This window comes from Photobacterium sp. AWH4_225 (assembly GCF_056158405.1).
This window is the reverse complement of sequence record NZ_JBSWTF010000001.1, coordinates 792,027-806,844: the sequence shown is the minus strand read 5'-3', so window position 1 is coordinate 806,844 and position 14,818 is coordinate 792,027. Positions and strand designations below refer to the sequence as shown.

At 51.1% G+C, this 14,818-nt stretch carries 17 protein-coding genes; 1 reads left to right on the top strand and 16 read right to left on the bottom strand.

All coding sequences use genetic code 11. The annotated features are described in order from the left end of the window. Positions 1-8: 8 nt before the first annotated feature. The 5 genes from ACXAD4_RS04180 to lafA all read right to left on the bottom strand — a co-directional run bounded on the left by ACXAD4_RS04180 (position 9) and on the right by lafA (position 4,455). Positions 9-1,100, bottom strand: coding sequence for a flagellar hook-length control protein FliK (locus ACXAD4_RS04180; RefSeq protein WP_475238940.1), 1,092 nt, complete (start codon positions 1,098-1,100; stop codon positions 9-11). Continuing rightward, positions 1,097-1,411 (bottom strand): hypothetical protein, encoded by a 315-nt coding sequence (locus ACXAD4_RS04175; protein WP_475238938.1) that lies wholly within the window; start codon positions 1,409-1,411, stop codon positions 1,097-1,099. Before ACXAD4_RS04175 ends, ACXAD4_RS04180 begins: the two co-directional genes overlap by 4 nt. Further along, complete coding sequence (gene fliS, locus ACXAD4_RS04170; protein WP_475238935.1) at positions 1,398-1,799, bottom strand: flagellar export chaperone FliS; 402 nt, start codon at positions 1,797-1,799, stop codon at positions 1,398-1,400. The genes ACXAD4_RS04175 and fliS overlap by 14 nt, the downstream gene beginning before the upstream one ends. Positions 1,800-1,807: 8 nt before the next feature. Further along, positions 1,808-3,184, bottom strand: a complete 1,377-nt coding sequence (gene fliD, locus ACXAD4_RS04165) for a flagellar filament capping protein FliD (protein WP_475238932.1) — start codon at positions 3,182-3,184, stop codon at positions 1,808-1,810. 419 nt (positions 3,185-3,603) lie between these two features. Beyond that, positions 3,604-4,455: a lateral flagellin LafA gene (gene lafA / locus ACXAD4_RS04160; RefSeq protein WP_475238929.1), complete on the bottom strand. Its 852-nt coding sequence runs from the start codon at positions 4,453-4,455 to the stop codon at positions 3,604-3,606. A 154-nt stretch (positions 4,456-4,609) separates the two neighbouring features. Here lafA and ACXAD4_RS04155 point away from each other — a divergent pair, with 154 nt between their 5' ends. Then, on the top strand, positions 4,610-4,792 hold the full coding sequence (locus ACXAD4_RS04155) for a hypothetical protein (RefSeq protein WP_475238927.1): 183 nt from the start codon (positions 4,610-4,612) through the stop codon (positions 4,790-4,792). A gap of 130 nt (positions 4,793-4,922) precedes the next feature. Here ACXAD4_RS04155 and ACXAD4_RS04150 read toward each other — a convergent pair whose 3' ends face one another. Genes ACXAD4_RS04150 through ACXAD4_RS04100 form a run of 11 tightly spaced genes read right to left on the bottom strand, consistent with a single transcriptional unit; the run spans position 4,923 to position 14,810 of the window. Continuing rightward, on the bottom strand, positions 4,923-5,522 hold the full coding sequence (locus ACXAD4_RS04150) for a hypothetical protein (RefSeq protein ID WP_475238925.1): 600 nt from the start codon (positions 5,520-5,522) through the stop codon (positions 4,923-4,925). A gap of 57 nt (positions 5,523-5,579) precedes the next feature. Continuing rightward, positions 5,580-6,635: a hypothetical protein gene (locus ACXAD4_RS04145; protein ID WP_475238924.1), complete on the bottom strand. Its 1,056-nt coding sequence runs from the start codon at positions 6,633-6,635 to the stop codon at positions 5,580-5,582. A 53-nt stretch (positions 6,636-6,688) separates the two neighbouring features. Beyond that, a complete protein-coding gene (gene flgL, locus ACXAD4_RS04140) occupies positions 6,689-7,594 on the bottom strand; it encodes a flagellar hook-associated protein FlgL (protein WP_475238922.1) in 906 nt (301 codons plus the stop codon). 10 nt (positions 7,595-7,604) lie between these two features. Beyond that, positions 7,605-8,981 carry a flagellar hook-associated protein FlgK gene (gene flgK / locus ACXAD4_RS04135; protein ID WP_475238919.1) on the bottom strand — a complete coding sequence of 459 codons (1,377 nt, stop codon included), beginning with the start codon at positions 8,979-8,981 and terminating at the stop codon, positions 7,605-7,607. Continuing rightward, positions 8,978-9,475 carry a rod-binding protein gene (locus tag ACXAD4_RS04130; RefSeq protein ID WP_317523586.1) on the bottom strand — a complete coding sequence of 166 codons (498 nt, stop codon included), beginning with the start codon at positions 9,473-9,475 and terminating at the stop codon, positions 8,978-8,980. Before ACXAD4_RS04130 ends, flgK begins: the two co-directional genes overlap by 4 nt. A gap of 9 nt (positions 9,476-9,484) precedes the next feature. Next, entirely contained in the window at positions 9,485-10,606 is a 1,122-nt protein-coding gene (locus ACXAD4_RS04125) for a flagellar basal body P-ring protein FlgI (protein ID WP_475238916.1), read from the bottom strand. 8 nt (positions 10,607-10,614) lie between these two features. Next, a complete protein-coding gene (flgH, locus tag ACXAD4_RS04120; protein WP_475238913.1) occupies positions 10,615-11,313 on the bottom strand; it encodes a flagellar basal body L-ring protein FlgH in 699 nt (232 codons plus the stop codon). Positions 11,314-11,316: 3 nt separating this feature from the next. Next, positions 11,317-12,102: a flagellar basal-body rod protein FlgG gene (gene flgG, locus ACXAD4_RS04115; RefSeq protein WP_475238911.1), complete on the bottom strand. Its 786-nt coding sequence runs from the start codon at positions 12,100-12,102 to the stop codon at positions 11,317-11,319. 10 nt (positions 12,103-12,112) lie between these two features. Continuing rightward, a complete protein-coding gene (locus tag ACXAD4_RS04110) occupies positions 12,113-12,844 on the bottom strand; it encodes a flagellar basal body rod protein FlgF (RefSeq protein ID WP_475238908.1) in 732 nt (243 codons plus the stop codon). A gap of 10 nt (positions 12,845-12,854) precedes the next feature. Continuing rightward, positions 12,855-14,057 (bottom strand): flagellar hook protein FlgE, encoded by a 1,203-nt coding sequence (gene flgE / locus ACXAD4_RS04105; RefSeq protein ID WP_475238907.1) that lies wholly within the window; start codon positions 14,055-14,057, stop codon positions 12,855-12,857. A 36-nt stretch (positions 14,058-14,093) separates the two neighbouring features. After that, a complete protein-coding gene (locus ACXAD4_RS04100; RefSeq protein WP_475238905.1) occupies positions 14,094-14,810 on the bottom strand; it encodes a flagellar hook capping FlgD N-terminal domain-containing protein in 717 nt (238 codons plus the stop codon). Positions 14,811-14,818: the final 8 nt, after the last annotated feature.

Genomic DNA, 14,818 nt, shown 5'->3' with positions numbered 1-14,818 from the left:
ATTTTTCCTTACACCATACGAGTGAGACGGTATTGGTCCGCCTTAGATAAGAGATCGGGTGATTCATGCCACTCAGCCGCTTCGACTACAGACTGAGTAGCAATCGACATATCCACTGGTTGCTCGAATGTTTGTTGCTGAGATTGATCACTGACATCGACATCCACCATGGCACCAGCAAGTTGCTTGCCCTCAAGCTCGGCTCGCAAACGTTCGGCACCTTGCTGCGCAGCTTCTCTCAGGGCAGGATCCGTAGCTGCGATATGGACATGTACCTTGTTGTGGTCAACTTTGACTGACAGCTCTAGGCTGCCAAGATGCGGGGGATCAAGGCGGATGCGGGCATGCTGCACATCTTGATTTAGATGCATCTGCACCCGCTCTTTTAATACCGACACCAACTGCTGGCCCCATTGGTGTTGGTTCTCTGCCATTTTGACCGGGGCCCATTCAGCACGAGTGGCATGAGATGGGTGTGAGGGTGAATCTGCAGCCGCTAAGGTGTTCGGCGCATCTTGCAGTGATAACGTGGTGAAGCTGTTAGCCTGAGCCAGCTGCTGCAATAACACCGGGTTAGTGGTTTCCTGTCTGACCGGTGTCATCGCATTGGCAATCACCCGCTCGATAGCCTGATCGAAAGACAATGACTCGCCCTGCGCTGTCCCACCGGTCGCCAAGTAATGCGGGATCCCTGGCTGAGCCTGCCCCATCTGCACCGATACACTTTGCAGGCCGTCTGCCCGACGCATCATACCCAGCAACTGCTCGCGAACATCCGAACTAAGGGCATTGGTAATGTTGATCAGGCGGTACTGGCCTTCAGGCGGTAATTGCTCCATAAACGGATGGGCACTACTGAACACCCAGTCCTCACCCTCAGCCAACCCTTTGAGCTGGTCATAGAGATCAAACCAATAAGGGTTCGCCTCTTCAGCCGCTGCCATGTCAGCCTCTTGCCCAGAGCCCAGCCCCAACAGCGCTGCAAAGCTATCCAACCACGAGCCGCTATCACCGTTCTGTGCCGGTGTTGAAGAAGCCAAAGTCGATGTTGCATTTGCGCGGCCTTGGGGCATGGATGGCGGGATCGAAAGTTGGCTCATCGAATAAAGCCCCCAGCCATCTCTACCTGCTGGTACTCCGAAACCCCTTCGCGCTGACTCTGGAATTTAGCTAACATCTGACCGAGGTGGGCTTTTTCCATTTCACACGCGGTCATGGCAGCCAAGTGCACCTGCTTAAGCTGGAGGATGTCTCTGCGCAATGACTCAGCAACGTCCGGTTGCTGTTTGAGATCAGCCAGCATGCTAAAGATTTCTTTGTCCAACCGACGAACAGCCTGCCACTCTTTGCGCTTGTAACTGTGATTGAGCTGCAAGGTAAGCTGTCTGACCTGGGTATTATTGACCTTCATGCGCCACCCCGAAGTTATGCCAGCCTTGCTGGATGTTACCCATGATGCTGCGAACCTCTGCGAGCTTACCGGCATCATTATGGGCACTGGCTTCAAACAAGCGCATAGCGCAGAAATCGTAAAGCTGGTTCATTTGCTGAGCTAACTCGCCACCTTGACGCATATCCAACGCACTATTGAGGCCGCCAATAATGTCGATACATTTACCGATAGACTCGCCTTTCTCTTTCAGGCGATTAGCATCCATATGACCTTCGGCGCGAGTCAGGTTATCCATGAAGCCATCAACCAACATCAATACCAACTGATAAGGGCTGGCGGCAGCGGCTTGTGCTTCAACATCTACTTGCTGGTAAGCTTCAAAGCCAGAATCATCCATTAACATCATTTGTTCCCCTAAAACATAAACATGGAGCTAGTCGACTGCATCTGCGACATGGTTTGCTGCATTGCGGTATATTCGCGCAAGTAGCGGTTGTAGGTTTTCTCCATCCGTTGATCGAGCCTTTCTATTTTGTCGTCAACCCGATCAAGGTTGCCTTGCAAAGAATCCTGACGACTCTTCAACAGGTTAGTGCCTGAATTTGCCGATCCCGTATATGGAGAAATTGCGGTTTCTAACGTGGTTAACACTCCGTCTTCACCCAAGAAGATGGCATCAATTTTTTCCGGAGTTTCCTTAAGAGCTTTTTCAAAGCGTTCGTTATCGATCTTCAGCGTTCCATCCCTGTTGGCCTCAATACCGATGCTATGCAAAGTCCCTTCATCGAACTGGCCACGGGTAACAGAATTCAGCATGTTCTTCAGGCCGCGGGCTGTAGAATCACTTGCTAGTGCCCCGGCTTCGGTGATCGTGATACTGCTGTCATCTTTGTCGTCATCGTCACCATCACTGCTCTTGTCATCATCATCTTGATCAAGCTTGTAATCGGTCATGGTGTGCTTTTGGATGGTGTTAACTAATTCGTTGTAGGCATCGACGAACTCCTGCACCGCTTCTTTTGATGCTGTTTCATCGCTGCCAACCACTAGGGTTAATGGCTTGTCGCCCGGTTCATGTGCCTTGGTCAACTCAAAGGTCACGCCGTAAATCGCATCATCGATGGTGTTGTCACTGCTACGAATTTCCAGGCCGCTTTCACCACCGAGCATGACAATCGCATCCTGGGCTTTGCTCAGCTCCTGCTGCTTGAATGCATCAGTCACGGATTGATCTGCCGTTACCTTAAATGCATTTTCCTCACCGGTTTCGGTACTGCTCAGTACCAAACTGACCTCATCACCAGAGCGCACGACAGAGGCTGACACCCCCTCATCGAACCCATTGATGTGGTCAGCCAAATCATGAAGATCTTTATCGCCATCAGCATTGAATACGGCAAAGTCGACCTCGATAGGGTCATTACCCGGCACTTCAATGGTAATAACCCCGTCAGTTGGCAATTCATCCCCTTGAAGGGTGAAAGCTTCTTGCTGGGCGGTGGCCAGCTGCTTGACAAACAGGTCATAGCTACCGGCACGGGCAAAATTACTCGCCGACGCATTGATGTAGCCTTCTTCACTGGCGGTTGCGCTATTTTTCACAAAGCTACTGTCAGCCTTGTTCATTCGCTCCAAGGCGGATGAGAAGTCACTAAACGCAGAATCAATATCTTTCCAAGCGTCTAGCTGCGCTTGGTACATTTTTTGTTGGTTCGCATATTGGATATCAAACGGCTGACGCTGAAGCATCACCATTTGCATTGCCATAGAAGCAGGATCCATCATCGACATATTTATTTCTCCTCAACTCACCATTAATCAGCAAAAAACATTCCAACTTTTAATTAAGTAATCTTTTGCTAATTCACGTCGATAAAACTTTAAATTTGCTGGTCAAACAACCAACAAGGGGAAATCATCTACTTTCGTTACTTTGAAAGCGGAAGCTTTACTTCCGGTAGCGGAAGAACGTGTTATTTCCTTCCGCTTCCTATTGAAAAACAGTTTGTATAATTGTATTAAGCGACTACTAATATTGATTTCTTAATTTGTATTTGGCTATTGGCTATTGGCTATTGGCTATTGGCTATTTATCACATTCAAATATTTTTTTAGATAATAAAAAACCGCAGCTAGGCCGCGGTTTTTATTATTATGTGGAGTGGTTTGATTGCAGTAATATTGCGTTAGCGAATTAGTCGCTTGGCAAATTAACCTACTAGGCTCATTACCATGCCAGACATGCCGTTCGCCTGAGACAGCATAGACATGCTCATCTGAGTCAGCATCTGGTTCTTCATCATGTTTGAAGACTCAACCGCGTAATCAGTATCCATGATACGGCCTTTCGCCATTTCTGTGTTTTCTGCCATGTTGCCCAGGTTTACCACAGTGTGTTCTAGACGGTTGATATTCGCACCCAGTGCAGAGCGCACTTCACCGACACCTGCATTAGTACCATCACCATTCAACAGTGCATCAATTGCATCCATCGCTGAATCTGCATCAGTTGCTAGATCTTCACCATTTAGGGCTGTAATAGAGGCACGTACGCCTTGTAGCTCAGCAGAAACATCTAGGTCTAGTTTTTCAGCAGTTGTCGCACCAATCTGGAATGAAACAGCCGAATCAAGAATACCACCAGTACCAAGCAAGTTGTTACCAGAGCCATACTGGGTGTTATCAACAATGCTGTTAAGCTCAGCTTCAAGCTCATCCCACTCAGCTTGCATTGCTGCGTGCTCATCGGCTGAGTTAGTACCGTTTGCCGCCTGAGTAGCCAGATCCTTCATACGGTGAGCAATGTTAGTCATCTCATCGAAAGCACCTTCAGCAGTCTGAAGCATAGAGATTGCATCTTGCGAGTTACGCTGAGCAACATTCAAACCATTTGTTTGAGACTGTAGACGAGTGGCAATCTGCAGGCCAGCAGCATCGTCAGATGCAGAGTTGATGCGAAGACCAGTAGAGATACGCTGCATTGCAGTATCCATAGCGCCTGATGTTTTGTTCAGGTTGTTCTGAGTTAGTAGAGACGTGTAATTAGTATGAATCGATAGCATGTTATTGCCCTCTGTTGATTATTCTGTATGAGTGTCTACACCTCTATAAAACGACACCTTGACGCGGGCCTTAAACAGGCAAATACCACTTTTTTCATTATTTTTTCGCCAACGACAAAAATAATTTTTTCTTAAATAAAAAATACATTGGCTATTGGCTATTGGCTATTGGCTATTGGCTATTGGCTATTGGCTATTGGCTATTGGCTATTGGCTATTGGCTATTGGCTATTGGCTATTGGCTATTGGCTATTGGCTATTGGCTATTGGCTATTGGCTATTGGCTATTGGCTATTGGCTATTGGCTATTGGCTATTGGCTATTGGCTATTGGCTAATATATCTCCAACAGAAAGGAGCGCAAGATATTTACCGCTTTTATTTCAACGTAAATGGAATAAATAAAATTATGGGATATGGAAAATTAAAGAGGGCGTTTTGAAAATTAAGTAGATAAGAAGATAAAATTTAAAATAACCAATAAAAAAGAGAAAAGATAACCACGGTAACAATAAACCCGGTGCGCAGCCAAACCTTGAGCGACACAGAAGTACTCGCTGATGTGCCTGCTTTTGAGCTATTTCCATATGGTGTCCACAGTAGCTGCAGGGGTTCATTGTGCATGAAGCCTTTAGCGACCAAACGCCAGCCCTGATCAACCGTCGGCAGTAATGCCAGCGACAATGCAGAAGGTAAGGTGGAGTTGAGCAACTGTGGCTCATTGTGCCCCCCACCTACTTGCCAGCGCACGGTATGCATTTGACCCTCAAGTTGGATCCGCAATTGCAATTCCCCTTCCCCGCCAGTAAGGCGAAAGCTAGGTGACTGCATACTCGGGGCACTGTAAGCCTGGGCGTGTTGATTAAGAGAAATGCCCGATGAACTTGCCAACATACGGACAATCTGCCACTGGGCTTGTGGCAGAGTTTGCGAGGCCGGTGAATGGCTATTGTTCGATGGTGCCTTGGCTGTCCCTTGTTGGGGCGGCGGGGTAAATTGCTCCGCTTTTAGCTGCTGCGGCTCGATACGCAGTAATCGGTTTATCGCCGCAGAGAGAGGTGACAGCATAGGGGGATCCTTGATTAAGGCTTGTAATGGTTAGGCCTTTTTATTCACAAAGCCTGACTATTCGCTCAGCAAAGATACCACGGTTTGACGGTGGACATTGGCCTGAACCTTCAAGTTTTGGAATGCCGAGTTGAAACTATCACCATTTGGCAGAATACGCGCTAAATCCGCCTCAACACTTTCCAGTACTTGATCGTTAAGATAATGGTTGCGTTGATTAATGGTATCAATGCGCTGCATGACATCCTGCTTATGAAGCTGGAGCTCTTGAATGCTAGCCTTGATTTGCTTCATCATCTGCTGGCTTTGTGCCAGCGTCTCGCGTAAATGCGCTTTGTCCGTCTGCCATTTTTGCGGTTCGAACCGTGCTTCCGTTGTCTCTAGCTTGACCCGGTTTGGTTGGCCTGCCGGAAATCGATCTCCCTGCCCGACGACTCGCATTTTCTGTGAAAGGTGTTGCCAATCGGCTTCATTAGCCGAGAAAACCAATTGACGCTGTTTGTTGAGCGACACCCCGATACCGTGCTCGTTCAGTGCCTGGCGAAACTGCATGGCTTGCTGCTCGGGCGTTGCATTGGCACCGAGTTTGACAGGAACCGCATTGGCTCCTCCTTTGGCGAGATTGAAAATCACCGTTTCGTCTCGTGGGCTACTACGCCGTGTATCTAGCCCTTTGATTTGAAATGAAGTACGGGGCTCACCATGAAATACCGGTTTAAGCTGGCGGCTCAATACCGGTTGGTCTTTATAACTCGCTTGCTCAAGGCGCTGCTCCATCCTGCTGGCTAACTGCTCTATATCAGCAGCAATCTTCGGCGAGGCACTGCCTGAGCGCATCGCAAACTCAACCCGCTTGCTAAGTTGTGCGAGGTTTTTACCAATATCATTAAGGCTAGCCTCGGCCACTTTCGAGGACGCAATCTTGTGCTGGGCACGCTGGATCAAGCTGTGCTGCCGGGTGTGCTCCGGGGTCAAGGTTTGCGACAAGCGCAAAGGATCCGGTTGCTTGTTATCAGGTACGGCGGCCGTTTGGGTGGCAGGTCTTGCGATTACCTGCTGCTGGCGGCTGGCTCCGGCTGCCGCCGAGCGAAGATCATTTACCTGAGAAACCATGTGTCTTCCATCAATCCAAAAATGCCCTGCCGGGGAGTCCGGCAGGGCCAATATTACATAATACTAAACAACGACAAACTAGCCGTTTTTACATACGTCGACTGGGTTGCCTGCAGTGCCAATAAGTAGTTGTTGTATTGCACCATAGCATCGGCGTAATCCAAATCTTCTAGCTGGCCAATCAAGTCATTATTGAACAGCTCCACTTCGCTGTGACCATCCTGCATGGTTGTCAATGCATTCTGGCGACTTCCCAAGCTAGTCACAGTGCTCATCACTGACGACAGCGTATCATCCAGCACATCGAGACTCGTGGAAATAATATCACTGCTTTCAAAGTCATGATCAGGGTCGCGCAACGCCCCTATCAGATCATCAAGCTGGGTGAAGATATCGGTGCCGCCGGAAAAAAACATATCCTCAGCATTCACATTCAGCTGGATGGTGACGCCATCTCCCACCACCACTTCTCGCACACCGGTATCCCCTTGATAAACCCAGTTACCATCGGCATCTTTTACCAAAGGCTGCGTATTTACCTCGTTACCCGAATATAGGTATTTGCCGTTCTCATCCTTGGCATTAACCAGGCTGACCAAGCTATCTTGCAGGTGTTCAAGTTCATCGGCTATCGCAGCACGCTCTTCTGGACCATTTGTTCCGTTGCCGGCCCACAAAAATTTGTCACGAATATCTTGCAGCACATCCACCGCGCTGCTCAGGTAGGTTTCCTGCTTCTTCAACGCGACATCGGCCTGTTCGATATTGCCCAGATACTGGCTAATCGCGGCCTGTTCACGTTTCAGGTTCATCGCCCGGGTCGAAGCCATCGGATCATCGGATGGAACCAGCAAGCGTTTGCCGGTGGCCATCTGCTGCATGATCTTATTGATGCCCATCGAGTTCTGGCTCAGGCTGCCAGACATCATATGGCTGTATTGATTGGTACTTACGCGCATCGCTGGCTCCTTAGAATAACTGCATGATCGAAGCGAAGACTTGGTTTGAAGCGTTAATCACCTGCAAGTTGGCCTGGTAAGCTTGCTGATAAGTCATCAAGCTAACGGCCTCTTCGTCAAGGTTTACGCCACTGGTCGACGATTTTTCAATCGTCGCCTGCAGGTAAATGTTGCTGGCAGCATCATGGTCCGATTGAGCCTGACGGCTTTTAACCGCAATGTCCCCCAGCAGAGAGTTAAATGCACTGCCCAAGGTTTGCGATCCCAAGTCCCCGATTTCGAACTCTTGGTCCTTGATTTCAATCAGCTTGAGTAGGTTGTCGGTATTACCCGGTGTGCCATCTCCCGACAGCGCCAAGTCCTCCGGTTTAAAATCCGGGTTAATCGACATCGTCGAAGCTGGGTTATCCGGGTCAAACACAAACAGCGGCTTACCCGGGTTACCGTTCAAGTCATAACCTTGTTCCAGTTGGGTATTGAACGCCTGGGCAAACTCAAGCGCGATATCGTCAATCGCCTCTTGAGTCGGGATAAGTACATCCTTCTCATAGGCGGCCAACGCACCGAGCTTTCCTCCCATATTGTCATCGAGCGGGAAGTTCTGGCCGTTTAGCTCCAGTGACAGAACATCGCTACGCGGATTATTAGGATCAGACTCAAGCCCGAACTGCGCCACTTGGTTACCCATCACCAGAGGCTGGCCGTTGGGCAACGCAATGTTGAGCGTACCGTCACCGGCATCGGTAATTCGGATATCGGCAATTTCCGATAACTCGGCAATCAATACATCCCGCTCGTCCTGCAGTGCAGAAACGTTAGCCCCTGTAGCCTGACCTTTACGGATCTCTTCATTGAGCTGGCCAATATTGGATAGCAAGCTATTGGCTTGAGATACCGCAGTACTCCGCTGCTGCGACAAGTCACTATACTGACCATCCAACGAGCCACTCAGCTGGTTGAAGCGGTTGCTCAGCGCCTCCGCTTCACTGATGATTTGCTGGCGGTATGCCGAGTCAAAAGGTGACACACTCGCACCATTTAGCGCAGAGAAAAAGCTGTCAAAGCCCTGACTTAAGTCCATTGAATCGCCGGATAGCAATGTCTCCAACCGCTTGAGTTGCTGGGCCGATGTCGAAGCGGCCCCCAGCATTGAGCCGGCACGGAAAATCTGGTTGGTCTGATACTGGTCCGTCACTCGGCGGATAGCACTGACCGATACCCCGTTACCCGCATCCTTCATACTCATGCTGGTAGAGCCAACCGCTGACAGATGAACCTGCTGGCGGCTGTATCCCGGGGTGTTGATGTTAGCCACATTCTGGGCTGTGACATTCATGCCCACCTGGCTTGCTTGGAGGCCAGACAGGCCGATATTCATCAAACTCATACGTTAGATCCCTCACGGTTGAAATGCAGCAAAGACTGGCTAAATGCGCTGCCCGCGGGCGGACCTTGCTCTGCCTTACTTGAAGTTAAAGCGACCTCTTGCGGTTGCTCCTTAAATGCGGAATCACCGCCCAGCTGACGGACAATCACTTCCGCCAGACCAAGCTTGCTTTTCGACATTTCGATGGCCATCTGACCATCAAAAAACTCCTGGTAGGTCTTGTGCTCCCGGCTACCGAACAAGGCATTGTCGTCACCGCTATTTAGCGCATCGCTGGCTTTGCGCATCTGTTTGAGCACCATTTGCAGAAATAGCGACTCAAACTGCTCGGCGACGGTCTTGATCGCCTGCTGAGTCTCGTCGCTGCCTTTCAGATCAACCAACTGGCGGCTATCGAATGTAGTCACCGTGCCGATGGATGAATTGGAGGCAATGCGGCTGGTCGCCATCGGCTGTAGTGCCATGGTATCGACCGGTAAAACAGTTACTGTCATTCGTGGTCCTTAAATCACAACCAATTCCGCATCCAGAGCACCTGAGGTATGCAGGGCCTGAAGAATAGCGATCAAATCATCGGGAGAAGCACCCAGGCTGTTCACCGCAGAGACAATCGTCTCTAGCTCAACGCCTTCCGGCCAAATGAACATCGGGTTTCGCTCATGGTTGATATCAATGTCACTTTCCGGGGTGACGACCGTATTGCCGCGGCCAAACGCATTCGGTTGGCTAACGTTGAACGACTCGGCAATGGTCACGGTCAAGTTGCCATGGCTGACGGCAGCCCGGCCAATCCGGACTCCATTACCGACCACTACGGTACCGGTACGGCTGTTGAAAACCACCCTCGCCCGCTGGCGGCCAATATCGACCGTCATATCTTCAAGCATCGACATGAAAATGACCCGCTGCTCGAAGTCCTTCGGTGCCAATACCTCAACGCGGGCATTACTTACCGCCATTGCGGTATCAGGGCCGAATACTTCGTCGATTTCACGGGAGATATTTCGTGCGGTGGTGAAGTTCGGGCGCAGCAAGTTCAAGGTCACTTTCGGCTGCATGGTGAAATCAGAAGGAATTTCCTCTTCGATGATAGCGCCGCCCGGGATACGCCCCGTGGTAGGCACATTGACCGTAATACTGGAGCCAGAGCGGCCTTCGGCTTTAACGCCGGCCACTACCAGACTTCCTTGGGCAACCGCATAGATCTGGCCGTCAATCGCCCGCAGCGGTGTCATCACGAGACTGCCGCCACGAAGACTTTTGGCATCACCAATAGAAGACACCGTGACATCAATCGTCTGGCCAGGGCCTGCCAACGGTGGAATAGAAGCATGAACACTCACCGCGGCAACGTTGCGCAGTTTGGGATCAATATTTTCAGGTAACTGCAAGCCAAACTGGCGCAGCATGTTAGTCACCGATTGGCTGGTAAACTTCACCTGATTACGATCACCCGTTCCATCAAGACCCACTACTAAGCCATAGCCAATTAACTGGTTGTCCCTTAGTCCTTGGATATTAACTAAATCAATCAGGTGGCGCTCGTTGTTGTCGGCATGCGCAGTATCGACAAACATGAAAGGCACAGCCAGCACAGTCAAAAAGATGATAAGTTGCTTAAACATAACGCCTCTTAGATAGGGAAAAACGGATTGACAAACAGCTTGGTCAACCAGCCTGCTTCGTTGGCATCAGCCAGCACACCGCGCTGGGAATAAGTGATACGGGCATCACCGACCCGTTGGGAAGATATCTGGTTACCGTTATCGATATCATCTACCCTCACCAAGCCATCAAGGCGAATGAACTCATCACCTTGGTTGAGGCGAATCCACTTTTCTCCTTTGATACGCAACACCCCATTGGGCAGGACTTCGTGCACCATCACAGTGATCGAACCACTCAGTGAGTTACGCTGTGAACTGGCTGAGCTACCACGAAAATCACGATTTCCCGAAAGATCCGCACTTGCACTGCCACCGCTGGTATCGGTCGCAAAACTGCCCATCAAACCACCGCTGGCATTCTTGCCGAAGTTGGTGTTGGCCTGCTTGCTCGAACGGGTGTCTTCATCCAGCGAGACAGTCAGCATATCGCCGATCCGGTAGGCTCTGCGATCCTGGAACAAGGTCCACATATAGCCATCACGATAGACCGAGCCGCTACGGGCATCCGGCAGCGAGTAGTCCAACATCGGCGGCGCGTAATCAAGACCATCCGGTGCCGGGCGCTCATCCATTAGAGAAGACGTCGATGAACAACCCGCCAGAAGCATGGCGGCTAACCATGCTCCCAAGCGCCTCAGGGATTTAACCTTTGTCAGTCTTGCCATAAGTTACAGTACCTGAGAAATGTACTGCAGCATCTCATCCGATGATGACAGTGCCTTGGCGTTCATTTCATAGCCGCGCTGGGTGGTGATCATATCCACCATCTCTTCGACGACCTGAACATTGGAGCCTTCCAGTACCCCTTGTTTCAGCTGGCCAAAGGCACCTTCACCGGCAATACCGTCAACCACCTCACCACTGGATGCCGTGGCGCGGAACATGTTGCCGCCCAGGGCTTCCAGGCCGGCCGGATTGATAAAGTTTGCCAGGGTGATCTGGCCAATTTCCTGAGGCATATCATCATTGGCAACCTTGGCGGTAACAATGCCATCGCTACCGATAGTGATGGTTTCGGCATCTTCCGGTACCTGGATCTGCTGTGCCAGTGGCAGGCCCTGAGCATTCACGAGCATGCCGTCTGAGTTAAGGTGGAACTGGCCATTACGGGTAAAGGCCTGCTCGCCATCCGGGGTTTCCAGCTCGAAAAAGCCTTGTCCGTCGATGGCGACATCCAAGCTCTGGTTGGTAGTCTGGTACATACCTTCGGTAAACACCTTCTGGGTACCCACCACACGCACGCCCGAACCGATCTGGATGCCGCTCGGCAGTTCGTTGACCTCATCGGCCATCGCCCCCGGCTGACGCTGGATTTGATAGAACAGGTCTTCAAACGCCACACGATCGCGTTTGAAACCGACAGTGTTAACGTTGGCAAGGTTATTGGAAATGGTCGCCATTTTCGTATCTTGGGCGGCCAAGCCTGTTTTACTGATCCATAATGCTGCGTTCATCTCTTATTCCTTACGCTCTGATCAGGCGGTTGCCTGCTTCTGCTATTTTTTCTGCGGTCTGCATCATCTTCAGCTGCATTTCAAAATTTCGGCTCAGCTGCATGGAAGCCACCATTTCTTCGATGGCAACCACATTACTCTGCTCAAGAAAGCCCGATACCATCATCACGGTTTCGTCATCGTTGAGCGGAATACGATCCTCGGTGACAAACAAACCATTCTCCAGCTTGGCTAGCTCCTGTACCTGTGGGTTAACCAGCTTCAGACGCCCCACTTCAACAGAAAGCGCCTCACCTTCAGGCACAATGTTGACCAAACCGTTGTCACCAAACTCAATGCTGCTGTAAAGGGGTACATTCATGACGTCTCCGCCATCAGCCAGCACCGGCAGGCCACCAATCATCAAATCACCGTTTTCGGTACGCTCTACTGCGCCAGAGCGTGTGTAGGCTTCCCCACCTTCTGGCGGACGGACGGTAAAAAAGCCATTGCCCCGAATGGCCAAATCCAAATCGCGACCTGTGGTTTGCAGCTCGGCGGCATCAAAGCGGGTGCCTGCCGATTTGGCTTCCACCATGGTGCGGGAATCAAAACCGCTGCCCTGGACAGCAAAGGCCTGGGCGCGCTCCATGTCGGCACGGAAACCATGGGTATTGATGTTGGCCAGGTTGTTAGCGTGTACCTGCTGGGCATTGAACACTCGCCCAGCTCCGCTAGCTGCGGTATAAATCAATCGATCCACACTAATGCCCTTACATGTTGAATAGGACTTGGGTCAGCTGCTGCTGAGTCGACAGCGACTGGGCATTGGCCTGGTAGTTACGCTGCGCCGTCATCAGGCCGACAAGCTCGCCGGTGAGATCAACATTCGACTCTTCGACATAGCCCGAATACAATCCGCCCAACGTACCGGTACCCGGCGCGCCAAGAATTGGCTGGCCCGATGCCTGTGTGGCTGCCCAACCGGTGTTGCCGACCTGCATCAAACCGCCAGTATTCGGGAAGTCAGCCAACACCACCTGGCCCTGCAGCATCTGCTCGCCGTTGCTGTAGTTGGCAAACACCATGCCGGTGTCATCGATGGTGATCCCCGTCAACTCGCCAGAGGTAAAGCCATTGCTTCGGTTGGTCGTTGCCGCAAATTCGCTACCAAACTGAGTGGTACCTGTCATCGAAAGGGCAATATTCATCTCGGCTGCACCGTCCGGAGAAAAAGTCAGGTCAATGTTGCCCGTTGGGTCAACCAAGTTACCGCTGTCGTCGAACTCCAGCACCTGTCCGCTTTCATCGACCATCAGTTCACCGTTCATGGCATAGTTCACTTCCCACTCGTTCTCGCCGGTTTTGACGAAGTACTGAGTCAGGGTGTGCTCGTTGCCCAATGAGTCATACACAGTCGTGGTGTAAGAAGAGTTGAAGCTATCGCTGTCTTCAGGATCAAATGGAATACGGTCGCCGTTCTCATCAACAATCTCCGACGCACCTGCATCCAGATTAGCGGCAAAATCGACACGATCCGTCGCCTTTGCCGGTACCGAACCGGTAGAAACCTGAATATCACCGACAGAGCCGCTTTGCAGGTTGCCGTTGCTGTCAGTGGTATAACCCTGCAAACGTAGGCCCGCGCTGTTTACCAGGTAGTTATCTTTGTCTTGCTGGAACATACCGGCACGGGTATAGGTGTAGGCACCGTCTTCGCCTTGCAGAACAAACATACCGCCACCGCCAATCGCCAAATCGGTCGTGCGGCCGGTCATGGTGAAGGCACCATCGTTGAACGACTGGGAAAGGCTGGCCAGTTCAACACCGCCGCCCATACCGCCATTCATCAACGCAGAAAATTCCGCTCGTGATGACTTGAAGCCCACGGTGGACACGTTGGCGATGTTGTTACTGATGGTGTTCAATTCCTGAGAGGTGGTGTTCAAACCACTCATTGCGATATTAAAGCTCATTATTATTTCTCTTCTAACCTAGATATGTGCAAACCGCTATCGGCGGCCAGCCAACTTAAATAAAGGGGTCGGTTCTGGTGGTTGAGTACCAGAGCCCTGTGTCTCGCCGTACTGGTTAACTTGGAAAAACGGCACGTAGCCGACACCGGCAATCAAAAATTCCGGCGAGCCGCCGCCCGGTGGAATACGCATTTTTTCGATGGTGCCCGCCACCATCACGTCAGGTTTGTACTCAGAGTCATTGGTCACGACGGTCAGATCGTATTGGCCATCCTTGAGCCCCATCGCTTTCGGGTCGATGACAAAGGCCACCTCGCCTTCACCGTGGGCACCCAGCTCGATGGTTTCCACCAACTCTCCGGCATCGTTGCGGATCTCAACTTTGAGATCTTCCACCGTGCTGTCGAGATCAATCACAGCATCGAGCGGGTTGCCAGCCAGATCCAGGGTATCGGTAGTCACACGGACATCCTGCCCCACCATGCCTGCCGTTGTCAGAACCTGAATGTTGTCGAGCAGTACCATCTGGTTCACGACCGTGTTGTTCATGTTCTGCATCGTTTCCACCTGGGTCATTTGCGCCAGCTGGTTCATAAACTGGGTGGTATCCAGCGGATCAAGCGGTGTCTGGTTCTGGATCTGGGCAATCATCAAGGTCAGGAAGGTATTGTCCTGCTCGCCACTGCTGGCAATCGGGTCCTGGCCGTAGGTTGTCGTTGAGCCGTTGCTGCTCGTCACATTGGGCGTACTCATCGGGAATC

Bases quoted from the DNA above. Each gene is read 5' to 3' on its own strand.
- lafA (WP_475238929.1), bottom strand. From the start codon at position 4,455: ATGCTATCGATTCATACTAATTACACGTCTCTACTAACTCAGAACAAC.
- flgG (WP_475238911.1), bottom strand. From the start codon at position 12,102: ATGAACGCAGCATTATGGATCAGTAAAACAGGCTTGGCCGCCCAAGAT.
- fliD (WP_475238932.1), bottom strand. From the start codon at position 3,184: ATGTCGATGATGGATCCTGCTTCTATGGCAATGCAAATGGTGATGCTT.
- ACXAD4_RS04175 (WP_475238938.1), bottom strand. From the start codon at position 1,411: ATGAAGGTCAATAATACCCAGGTCAGACAGCTTACCTTGCAGCTCAAT.
- flgL (WP_475238922.1), bottom strand. From the start codon at position 7,594: ATGCGCGTAAGTACCAATCAATACAGCCATATGATGTCTGGCAGCCTG.
- ACXAD4_RS04130 (WP_317523586.1), bottom strand. From the start codon at position 9,475: ATGACAGTAACTGTTTTACCGGTCGATACCATGGCACTACAGCCGATG.
- flgE (WP_475238907.1), bottom strand. From the start codon at position 14,057: ATGAGCTTTAATATCGCAATGAGTGGTTTGAACACCACCTCTCAGGAA.
- flgK (WP_475238919.1), bottom strand. From the start codon at position 8,981: ATGAGTTTGATGAATATCGGCCTGTCTGGCCTCCAAGCAAGCCAGGTG.
- ACXAD4_RS04125 (WP_475238916.1), bottom strand. From the start codon at position 10,606: ATGTTTAAGCAACTTATCATCTTTTTGACTGTGCTGGCTGTGCCTTTC.
- fliS (WP_475238935.1), bottom strand. From the start codon at position 1,799: ATGATGTTAATGGATGATTCTGGCTTTGAAGCTTACCAGCAAGTAGAT.
- ACXAD4_RS04150 (WP_475238925.1), bottom strand. From the start codon at position 5,522: ATGCTGTCACCTCTCTCTGCGGCGATAAACCGATTACTGCGTATCGAG.
- flgH (WP_475238913.1), bottom strand. From the start codon at position 11,313: ATGGCAAGACTGACAAAGGTTAAATCCCTGAGGCGCTTGGGAGCATGG.
- ACXAD4_RS04180 (WP_475238940.1), bottom strand. From the start codon at position 1,100: ATGAGCCAACTTTCGATCCCGCCATCCATGCCCCAAGGCCGCGCAAAT.
- ACXAD4_RS04100 (WP_475238905.1), bottom strand. From the start codon at position 14,810: ATGAGTACGCCCAATGTGACGAGCAGCAACGGCTCAACGACAACCTAC.
- ACXAD4_RS04145 (WP_475238924.1), bottom strand. From the start codon at position 6,635: ATGGTTTCTCAGGTAAATGATCTTCGCTCGGCGGCAGCCGGAGCCAGC.